The organism is Pseudoalteromonas sp. G4, from assembly GCF_028875915.1.
In the GTDB taxonomy this organism is placed as follows: Bacteria; Pseudomonadota; Gammaproteobacteria; order Enterobacterales; family Alteromonadaceae; genus Pseudoalteromonas.
The window spans coordinates 1-9,842 of sequence record NZ_JAPEHW010000112.1; the positions used below are offsets into that span (position 1 = coordinate 1).

Genomic DNA, 9,842 nt, shown 5'->3' on the forward strand with positions numbered 1-9,842 from the left:
GGTAGACACAAGGGATTTAAAATCCCTCGCTGGTAACAGCGTGACGGTTCAAGTCCGTCCCCGGGCACCACTTTCTTATAAAATTCCACTTTTTATCAGCAGTACCTATTCAACCCCTTTTTTCATAAATTTTTTTTGCTTTGCATTGTCCGATGTTTTAGGATCAGGCACATCATGGAATACAAGTTTAACACATTGAAAAACGCACTGATTTTTACCTTATTTAGTTTACTTAGCTTTTCTTTATTAGCTGTTGAAGTAACTGATCTTTATCAATATAAAGCGGTTGTCGATAATAAATCTCAGAGCGAGCAACGACGCGCAAACCGCGTTGGTTTTGTTGGCGTACTTGAAAAGGTATCAGGCCAAAAAGTTGATAGATCTCACCCAGCCATCAAACAAGCTTCGAAAAACCTATCTCGTTTTGTACTTAAATATGAGTACGAAGAATCACTCTATCAAACGTATTTAAAAATTCGTTATCAACCTCAGCTAATCGATGGTGTTTTAAATGAGATGGCGATCCCAATTTGGGGGAATCGCAGACCACTTACGCTTATTTGGTTAGCAATTGAAGAAGATGTTCAGCGCAGTCTGGTAACAAAAGAGGACTATCCGCAAATTTTTCACTTGCTCGAAACCAATAGTAATAACGCGGGCTTACCAATAGTAATGCCATTGCTTGATCTTGAAGATCGTATGAATTTAAGTGTCACTGATGTTTGGGCAAACTTCCCACAGCAAATCTTGGCTGCTTCAAACCGTTATGAACCAGAGGTTATTGTCTCAGCGAGACTTTATCAACGTGATAATGTGTGGTTATTGGATTGGCAATTTACAAATCAATCAAGTTTTAAATTACACCAGTTATCAGGTGATAAGCTTACAATTGTTGGTGAACTGGTTGGTAGTATTTCAGAGCAGATAGCAAAACAATACGCAATTTTAGGGCAAACTGACACATCAAATACTGTGCAAATTTCTTTTTTTGGCGTTAATGGTTTAAAACAATTAGAAGCATTAAAAACAAGGCTGCGTTCATTGACTCAAGTAAGTGAGCTTGATATTCAATTTCGCCAAGGTGAACGCGTTGATTTATCGCTTTATTTAAATACCCATGTTGATAGTTTGAAAAAAGCACTGCAATTGGACTCTCAGTTTGAAGTGATTTTTGATCCATTCAGCCAAAAGGATGCTCAGCAACTTGAATATAAGTGGCTAAATCAGCAATGAGTGAATACCAACAAATGGCTTTACCGGTGACACTGCCTGACGATGAAACCTTTATGAGTTTTTTTGGTGGCGAAAATTCACATGTGGTAAAACAGCTTGAAGTTGGTTTGACTAAGTTAGAAGGCACGGCATTTAATTATGTGTATTTATGCGGCTTTTCTGACTCAGGCAAATCTCACTTACTGTATGCCACTTGTATCCGTGCTCAAGAACTTGGTTTATCGTGTTTTTTACTTTCGTGTAAAGATTTAGCATGGCTTGATCCCCATGTATTAGACGACTTAGAAAAACTGGACGTGATTTGTATTGATGATATCCAACAAATCGCGGGCGACCCTCTTTGGGAAAAGGCACTCTTTAACTTTTTCAATCGTTTTAATAGCGATGGCAAAATGTTAGTGGTGGCTGGGGATTTACTGCCAAATATGCTCAATATAAGCTTGCCGGATCTAGAATCTCGCCTTAATTGGGGTACTACGTTTCAAATTCGCTCTATGAGTGATGATGATAAAGCTGAAGCCTTAGTTAAACGCGCTAAAATGCGGGGATTAACACTTACTGAAGAAGCAACGCGCTTTTTGTTGTCGCGAGTAAGCCGTGATATGCGGGCACTGCTTGATATACTCGATAAACTCGATCACGCCTCTATCGTAGAGCAGCGCAAATTAACGATCCCATTTATCAAAACTATCCTAAATTTATAATCATAACAAAGCACCCATAGGGTGCTTTTTGTTTTGCTAATCGATAATTCTTGTTTTGTGCTGATTTTGAGCTAAAAAATGTGTGATAACGTGCTTTTTTGCACTGTGATGCTCTAGTAAAAAGTGTTGCTTTTCGGGTATCATAATGGGCTAATTTTTATTAAAAAATGTCACGTTAATCGATAGTTAAACGTTACTAGAAATCTAACTAACAATTTTCAAAATTGAGTAGTTGGCAAAAACGAGTGAAAAGCCCTTATGAATTTAGAAGCAATCTTGGCTGAAGCCCTTGAAGCTGTTGAGAAAGCCAGTGAAATCGCTCACTTAGAAGATGTGCGCGTAAACTACCTAGGTAAAAAAGGTGAGATTACCAGCTTATTAAAAAGCTTAGGTAAAATGGACCCTGAAGAACGTAAAACTGCCGGTCAGGTAATTAACCAGGCGAAGCAGCAAGTTCAAGAGAAAATTAATGCGAAGCGTGAAGCGCTACAAGAGAAAGCATTAGCAGAAAAGCTAGCAAAAGAAACTATTGATGTGACGTTACCGGGTCGTACTCAACCGACCGCTGGTTTACATCCTGTAACACGTACTATCGAACGAATTGAGAGCTTTTTTGGTGAGCTAGGTTTTGCAGTAAAATCAGGCCCTGAAGTTGAAGATGATTTCCACAATTTTGATGCGTTAAACATTCCAGAGCATCACCCAGCACGTGCTGATCACGATACGTTTTACTTCAACCCAAAATTAGTACTGCGTACGCAAACGAGTGGCGTGCAAATCCGTACTATGGAAGCTGAACAGCCGCCGCTTCGTATTATTTCACCAGGGCGTGTTTACCGTAACGATTATGACCAAACGCATACACCGATGTTCCATCAGGTGGAAGGTCTTATGGTTGATAAAAACGTAAGCTTTACAGAATTAAAAGGTATTTTGCACGATTTCCTTCGCAACTTCTTTGAAGAAGATATGGAAATTCGTTTCCGTCCTTCTTACTTCCCATTTACTGAGCCTTCAGCAGAAGTTGACGTAAAAGGAAAAAACGGTAAATGGTTAGAAGTATTAGGCTGTGGCATGGTTCACCCAAATGTACTTCGCTCAGTTGGCATTGACCCAGAAGAATACACAGGTTTCGCATTTGGTATGGGTGTTGAGCGCCTAACTATGTTGCGTTATGGCGTAAACGACTTACGTGCATTTTTCGAAAACGATTTAAAATTCCTAAACCAATTCAAGTAAGAGTGAAGTAACAATGAAATTTAGTGAAAAGTGGCTAAGAGAATGGGTTAACCCTGCAATTGATACTGACGCACTTTCTGAGCAACTGTCGATGGCAGGCCTTGAAGTAGATGGTTTAGATGCTGTTGCTGGTGATTTTTCAGGCGTAGTGATTGGTCAAGTGGTTGAATGTGGACAGCACCCAGATGCAGACAAGTTACGCGTGACAAAAGTAGATGTTGGCGAAGACCAACTACTCGATATCGTTTGTGGTGCAGCAAATTGTCGCCAAGGTTTAAAGGTAGCTGTTGCAAAAGTTGGCGCGGTATTGCCGGGCGATTTTAAAATTAAAAAAGCTAAATTGCGCGGTCAACCTTCTCACGGCATGTTGTGTGCGTTTGAAGAGTTAGGCATGGCTGAAAGCTCAGACGGTATTTTAGAATTACCAGAAGATGCAGTAATTGGCACAGATATTCGTGAATACTTTGGTTTAGATGACGTTACAATTGATGTTGATTTAACCGCAAACCGCAGTGATTGTTTAGGCATTAAAGGCCTTGCACGTGAAGTAGGCGTATTAAATAGCCTAGACGTTACCAATGTTGAAATCACACCGGTTACACCGACTATAGATGATAAAATTGACATCGAATTGGTAAATCCAGAGTCATGTCCTCGTTATTTAGGCCGTGTAATCAAGGGCATTAACCTAAATGCTGAATCACCACTGTGGATGGTTGAGAGATTACGTCGCAGCGGTATCCGTTCAATTGATCCAGTTGTTGATGTAACAAACTACGTATTACTTGAACTTGGTCACCCGATGCATGCGTTTGATTTAAATGCAATTGAAGGTGGAATTAAAGTACGTAACGCAAATCCAGGTGAAGAGCTTGTATTACTTGACGGCAATACAGCAAAGCTAAAAGAAAACACTCTGTTAATTGCTGATAGCCAAAAAGCACTTGCGATGGCAGGTATCTTTGGTGGCGAGAAATCAGGTGTTACTGAAACAACACAGGATATTTTATTAGAAAGTGCTTTCTTTAGCCCGCTGGCAATTGCAGGACAAGCGCGTAGCTACGGTTTACACACAGATGCATCGCACCGTTATGAGCGTGGTGTTGATTACAAGCTACAACATGATGCAATGGAACGTGCAACCCAGTTACTACTTGATATTGTAGGTGGTGAAGCTGGCCCTGTTGTTGAAGCGGTATCTGAAGCGCATTTACCAAAAGCAAAATCAGTGACATTACGCCGTGCACGTTTAGACCGCGTTATCGGTTACCACATTGATGATGCAACGGTAACAAATATTCTTACACGTTTAGGTCTAACAGTTAGCTTTGAAAATGACACATGGCAAGCAGATGTACCGAGCTATCGTTTTGATATTTCAATTGAAGAAGATTTAATTGAAGAAGTAGCTCGTGTTTTTGGTTACAACAACATTCCTAATGTAGCGCCAACAGCAAAATTGGCGATGACAGACCACCAAGAAGCAGTGCTACCGCTTAAGCGTTTTCGTAACGAGCTAGTTAGTCGTGGTTACCAAGAGGCGATTACCTACAGCTTTGTAGATCCTAAAGTTCAAAGCTTGCTGCACCCAAGTGCTGATGCGCTGGTATTACCGCACCCAATTTCAATCGAAATGTCGGCAATGCGTGTAAGCTTATTACCAGGTTTATTAGGCTCTGTAGTATACAACCAAAACCGTCAACAATCGCGTATTCGCTTATTTGAATCAGGCTTAAAGTTTGTTAAAAACGATGCTGCTGAAAATGGCGTTGAGCAAACGCAAATTATTGGTGGTGTGATTTACGGTAATACGCATAACGAACATTGGGGTATTGCATCAACACCTGTCGACTTTTTTGATATCAAAGGTGATGTTGAAGCGCTGTTAAACCTAACAGGTGATATGGCGAATATTTCCTTTGTTGCTGAACAAAATGAAGGTTTACACCCAGGTCAATCTGCATCAATTTTAAGAAATGGTAAAAAAATTGGTTACTTAGGCTGTATTCACCCAGAAATACAGTCTAAACTAGGAATTAACAATCAAGTTTTTGCCTTTGAAATCGAGCTGTTAGGTTTAGAAAGCCGCGTTTTACCTGAAGCGGTTGAAGTTTCTAAGTTCCCATCAAACCGACGTGATATTGCGATTGTTGTGAAAGATTCGGTTAATGCTGGTGATATTTTAGAGTCAATAAAAAAAGTTGGCGGAAATCAACTAGTTGACCTAAACTTATTCGACGTGTATAAGGGCAAAGGAGTTGAGACTGATCACAAGAGTTTAGCGATTGCATTAACCTTACAAAATGCAGAGCGAACGCTTGAAGAGAAAGATATCAACTCAATTGTAGACTTAGTGGTGGCCGAATTGGCTGAACAATTTAACGCATCGTTGAGGGACTAGATATGGCGCTTACAAAAGCCGACATAGCTGAACACCTATTTGTAAAACTGGGTATTAACAAAAAAGACGCTAAAGATTTAGTGGAAAGCTTTTTTGAAGAAATTCGTACAGCACTTGAAAGTGGTGAACAAATTAAGCTTTCTGGCTTTGGTAATTTTGATCTTAGAGATAAAAAAGAGCGTCCTGGACGCAATCCTAAAACGGGTGAAGATATTCCAATTTCTGCACGCAGAGTTGTAACTTTCCGCCCAGGTCAAAAACTGAAAACTCGCGTAGAAGTCGGCACCAGCAAAGACTAACCTTACGTGTATAGCCAATTCGAAAAAGCCTGCTTAAGCAGGCTTTTTTATTTGGTTTTTAATTTAGCTCTGTAAAAACTATCTCGGCGAGGTAAATTCACCATCTTCAATACTACTCATTGTATTGCTAGCAAGACTGGCAAGCTCACTTAATGATTTACCTTGATTAGTAAGCTCATATTCTAGCGGTGCTAAATCAATATTTTCTACACCGGCCTCTTTTGCCACTAAAGCCCAAATATAAGACAGCTTATATTCATTCATTTGATAAAACATATTAGTGAGGGACGTATAAATTTCAGGTTGTGCACTTTGTCCAGCTGGATTTAGCTCTAACGCATGGTAAAGTTTATCAATCGCTAGATCACTATCAAACTTAGTGTAATAGGTTGCGAGTTTATATTGAAACTCGGATGTTTCTAATTCACGCTTTTCGTCCATAGCAATAAGTGATTGCATCGCACTTTCATCACCATTTCTCGACCAGTGATAAAACAATAAATGTGGGTATTGTGAATTACGTGTTTCTTTAGATAATCGGTTTATTTCTTTAAGCGCTGTTAAATGCCCTTTAACACGCGATGTTGTCTTCTCTTTCAACTTAATGTGTTCAATACTTGCGGCAAGCTCAACACATTTTGCGTAATCATGAAATGCTGTTAGTAATTTGTATTTAGTCGCATCATCTGGCGTTTTCGATTCGGCGTAACGGCCTAAAATTACCTCTGCACGTTGTGTGTTACAGTGACTGTCGGTATTGAGATCAGCGCAAAACTGATCATTTTCATCACAAATTTCACGAATACTTTTGGCGTTATCGCAACCAACTAACATAGTTAGCAGGCAAAGAGCAGTTAATTTTTTTAGCACAGTAAAAACAAAAATTATCCATTAGATTGCCTAAGCTTAGCGAATCCTTGTATTAAATGTAATAGTGCTCAGTTGATAAATTGAATAATTTTGTTTTAGCGCAAAGACATAATCGGGACAGGGCGAAAGTCTAATGCTTAAATGGTGGAAAAAATAATGCAATTAAATTAGAATGCACGCGTCTAAAGCACTTCTCACAATTAACGCTTTAGGCTATCCGTTCAAAATTTTACGTTTAGGTAGACAAAATGACCTCATCTCACGAGCAAGATTATCTGAATAGCTGGCAGGAACGCCAAGACTTCGCTGAAAGCATGCAACCAATTATTGGTAAGCTTTACCGTAACCGTGGCATCGAAATTGCCATCTACGGTCGCCCATTAATTAATGCAAGTACAATTGATGTTATCAAAGCGCATAAAACTGTTGCGCAATTCGAAGACAGCAAATTACGCCTGCGTGAAAGCTTCCCGTTTTTAGAAGCTATCGACAAGATGGAACTGACATCAGCACGTATCGATTTAGGTAAACTAGCTTATGCTTATATCTATAAAAATGCGGGTGAAGGTCGTTCAATCGAAGAATACCTAGCAGCAGAATTAGCTGAAATCCACAATAAAGAAGACAAAATTGAACCGCGCGACGTAGTACTTTACGGTTTTGGTCGTATCGGTCGTTTATTAGCACGTCTTCTAATCGAGAAAAGTGGTCCTCACACAGATTTACGTTTACGCGCCATTGTTGTTCGTGGCGGTAAAAAAGGTGACCTTGAAAAGCGTGCAAGCTTATTACGCCGCGATTCAATTCATGGTCCTTTCAATGGTTCAATCACTGTTGATAATGAGCGTAATGCAATCAAAGCAAACGGTAGTTACATTCAAGTTATCTATGCTAACTCGCCAAGCGAAGTTGATTACACGCAATACGGCATCGAAAATGCACTTGTTGTTGATAACACAGGTATTTGGAAAGATGAAGATGGCCTTGGTCAGCATTTAGCGGCTAAAGGTGCTTCTAAAGTGCTTCTTACAGCACCAGCAAAAGGCAATATCAAAAATGTTGTTTACGGCGTAAACAACAAAGATATCCTTTCTGAAGATACAATCGTTTCTGCAGCAAGCTGCACAACAAATGCGATTACGCCAACGCTTAAAGCATTAAATGATAAGTTCGGCATTAAGAATGGTCACGTTGAAACTGTTCACTCTTACACTAATGATCAGAACTTAATCGATAACTACCACAGTGCTGAGCGCCGTGGTCGTGCTGCGGCACTTAACATGGTTATTACGTCTACTGGTGCAGCTAAAGCGGTATCTAAAGCATTACCAGAGCTTGAAGGTAAGCTAACAGGTAACGCTATTCGCGTACCTACACCAAATGTGTCGATGGCGATTCTTAACCTTAACCTTGAAACAGCAACAACTGTTGAAGAGTTAAACGAGTTCTTACGCGAAACTGCGCTTTATTCAGATTTACGTGACCAAATCGATTACACAGCATCTACTGAAATCGTATCAACTGACTTAGTTGGTAGTCGCTATGCAGGTGTTGTTGATTCGCAAGCAACAATCGTAGATGGTGACCGTGTTGTACTTTATGTTTGGTACGATAATGAATTCGGTTACAGCTGTCAGGTTGTTCGCTGTATGCAAGATATGGCTGAAGTAACGCACCCAAGCCTACCTCGCTAATACACTTTTTGATTAAAAGCCGGCCAATGTGCCGGCTTTTTTATTCATTTACTCGCATATTGTTTCAGCCAACCAGTTATTTTGGTAGGCTTAAAGTTATTGTGCGTTAGGGAACACAGTTAATGAGAATTACAAGTCAATTTGATAGCGGTAATATCGAGGTATTAAGCCTCGAAAATCGCGAAGATATTCAATTAAAAATTAAAAACGATAACCAATCTGAATTTTTTCAGTGGTTTCACTTCAAGCTTGAATCACAAATCGATTTATTACATCGACTCACTATCGTCGATTTAGATAAATCAGCGTACCCAGAAGGTTGGGTTGATTATCAAGCTGTGGCATCTTATGATCGCCAAACATGGTTCCGTGTACCTACACGATTTGAAAATAATCAATTGATTATTGAATTCACGCCAGAGTGTGAGCAAGTGTATTTTGCTTATTTCGCACCATATAGCTATGAGCGCCACCAAGATTTACTTTCTTGGGCGCAAACACATGAAAGCTGCACCATCGAAACGCTTGGTGAAACAATTGATGGCCGTGATATTAGTGTATTACAAATTGGCGAACCTGCTGATGATAAAAAAGTAATTTGGATGATTGCTCGCCAGCATCCAGGTGAAACAATGGCTGAATGGTTTATTGAAGGTGTGCTTCACAAGTTATTAGATGATGAAGATGCACATGCTGCTGCATTATTAAATAAAGCAGTATTCTATATAGTGCCAAACATGAACCCAGATGGCAGTGTTCGTGGTCACCTGCGTACCAATGCTGTAGGTGTTAACCTTAATCGCGAATGGCAAACGCCATCAGTTGAGAAAAGCCCTGAAGTTTATTATGTGCGCGAGAAAATGTTCGCAACAGGCGTTGATATGTGCCTAGATGTGCACGGTGATGAAGCAATTCCGTATAACTTCTTTGCTGGTAGCGAAGGTATTCCTCGTTACGATGCACGTTTAAAAGACCTTGAAGATAGCTTTAAAGCGGCAATGTTTGTAACAACACCTGAATTCCAAGATGAGTTCGGTTATCCGAAAGATGAGCCGGGTCAAGCAAACTTAACGGTTGGCTCTAGCTGGGTAGGGCAAGAATTCAATTGTTTATCTTACACAATTGAAATGCCATTTAAAGACAATAACGGTTTACCAGATGTTGATTATGGTTGGTCAGATCGCCGTTCATACTCATTTGGTCAAGACACGCTTGCTGCAATTGTGAGTGTGGTAGATAAATTACGATAATAAAAATAGGAGAGCTTATACCAATTCACTTAAATAGATGAACACTTTAGCGGGTTAAATATCATGCTAACTGCGTTTGAATTTATCAATGTAGAACAACTACATAAGAAAAATTCCGCCTTGTTATCATTTCATTTCTCCAGCGCTACTTC

At 39.8% G+C, this 9,842-nt stretch carries 8 protein-coding genes; 7 read left to right on the forward strand and 1 reads right to left on the reverse strand.

Features of this window, described 5'->3' with window-relative positions:
- The first annotated feature begins 174 nt into the window (after positions 1–174).
- The 5 genes from ON073_RS19345 (at position 175) to ihfA (ending at position 5,876) form a co-directional block, all read left to right on the forward strand.
- Positions 175–1,233 carry a DUF2066 domain-containing protein gene (locus tag ON073_RS19345; RefSeq protein WP_274763520.1) on the forward strand — a complete coding sequence of 353 codons (1,059 nt, stop codon included), beginning with the start codon at positions 175–177 and terminating at the stop codon, positions 1,231–1,233.
- The gene (hda, locus tag ON073_RS19350; RefSeq protein ID WP_274763525.1) at positions 1,230–1,937 is read left to right on the forward strand and encodes a DnaA inactivator Hda; all 708 of its coding nucleotides are present in this window, start codon (positions 1,230–1,232) and stop codon (positions 1,935–1,937) included. The genes ON073_RS19345 and hda overlap by 4 nt, the downstream gene beginning before the upstream one ends.
- Positions 1,938–2,195: 258 nt before the next feature.
- Entirely contained in the window at positions 2,196–3,176 is a 981-nt protein-coding gene (gene pheS / locus ON073_RS19355; RefSeq protein WP_100913496.1) for a phenylalanine--tRNA ligase subunit alpha, read from the forward strand.
- Positions 3,177–3,189: 13 nt separating this feature from the next.
- Positions 3,190–5,577 carry a phenylalanine--tRNA ligase subunit beta gene (pheT, locus tag ON073_RS19360; RefSeq protein ID WP_274763521.1) on the forward strand — a complete coding sequence of 796 codons (2,388 nt, stop codon included), beginning with the start codon at positions 3,190–3,192 and terminating at the stop codon, positions 5,575–5,577.
- A gap of 2 nt (positions 5,578–5,579) precedes the next feature.
- Entirely contained in the window at positions 5,580–5,876 is a 297-nt protein-coding gene (gene ihfA, locus ON073_RS19365) for an integration host factor subunit alpha (RefSeq protein ID WP_038641849.1), read from the forward strand.
- A 78-nt stretch (positions 5,877–5,954) separates the two neighbouring features.
- Here the strand turns inward: ihfA and ON073_RS19370 are convergent, their stop codons facing one another.
- On the reverse strand, positions 5,955–6,710 hold the full coding sequence (locus ON073_RS19370) for a DUF2989 domain-containing protein (protein WP_274763522.1): 756 nt from the start codon (positions 6,708–6,710) through the stop codon (positions 5,955–5,957).
- A 284-nt stretch (positions 6,711–6,994) separates the two neighbouring features.
- Between ON073_RS19370 and ON073_RS19375 the strand changes: the two genes are divergently transcribed.
- Both ON073_RS19375 and ON073_RS19380 read left to right on the forward strand, forming a co-directional pair.
- A complete protein-coding gene (locus ON073_RS19375) occupies positions 6,995–8,440 on the forward strand; it encodes a glyceraldehyde-3-phosphate dehydrogenase (protein WP_274763523.1) in 1,446 nt (481 codons plus the stop codon).
- 122 nt (positions 8,441–8,562) lie between these two features.
- Positions 8,563–9,690 (forward strand): M14 family metallopeptidase, encoded by a 1,128-nt coding sequence (locus ON073_RS19380; RefSeq protein ID WP_274763524.1) that lies wholly within the window; start codon positions 8,563–8,565, stop codon positions 9,688–9,690.
- The last annotated feature ends 152 nt before the right edge of the window (positions 9,691–9,842 follow it).

Excerpts from the sequence above, each read along its gene's own strand:
- hda (WP_274763525.1), top strand. The coding sequence starts at position 1,230 with ATGAGTGAATACCAACAAATGGCTTTACCGGTGACACTGCCTGACGAT.
- pheT (WP_274763521.1), top strand. The coding sequence starts at position 3,190 with ATGAAATTTAGTGAAAAGTGGCTAAGAGAATGGGTTAACCCTGCAATT.
- ON073_RS19375 (WP_274763523.1), top strand. The coding sequence starts at position 6,995 with ATGACCTCATCTCACGAGCAAGATTATCTGAATAGCTGGCAGGAACGC.
- ON073_RS19380 (WP_274763524.1), top strand. The coding sequence starts at position 8,563 with ATGAGAATTACAAGTCAATTTGATAGCGGTAATATCGAGGTATTAAGC.
- ihfA (WP_038641849.1), top strand. The coding sequence starts at position 5,580 with ATGGCGCTTACAAAAGCCGACATAGCTGAACACCTATTTGTAAAACTG.
- ON073_RS19345 (WP_274763520.1), top strand. The coding sequence starts at position 175 with ATGGAATACAAGTTTAACACATTGAAAAACGCACTGATTTTTACCTTA.
- pheS (WP_100913496.1), top strand. The coding sequence starts at position 2,196 with ATGAATTTAGAAGCAATCTTGGCTGAAGCCCTTGAAGCTGTTGAGAAA.
- ON073_RS19370 (WP_274763522.1), bottom strand. The coding sequence starts at position 6,710 with ATGTTAGTTGGTTGCGATAACGCCAAAAGTATTCGTGAAATTTGTGAT.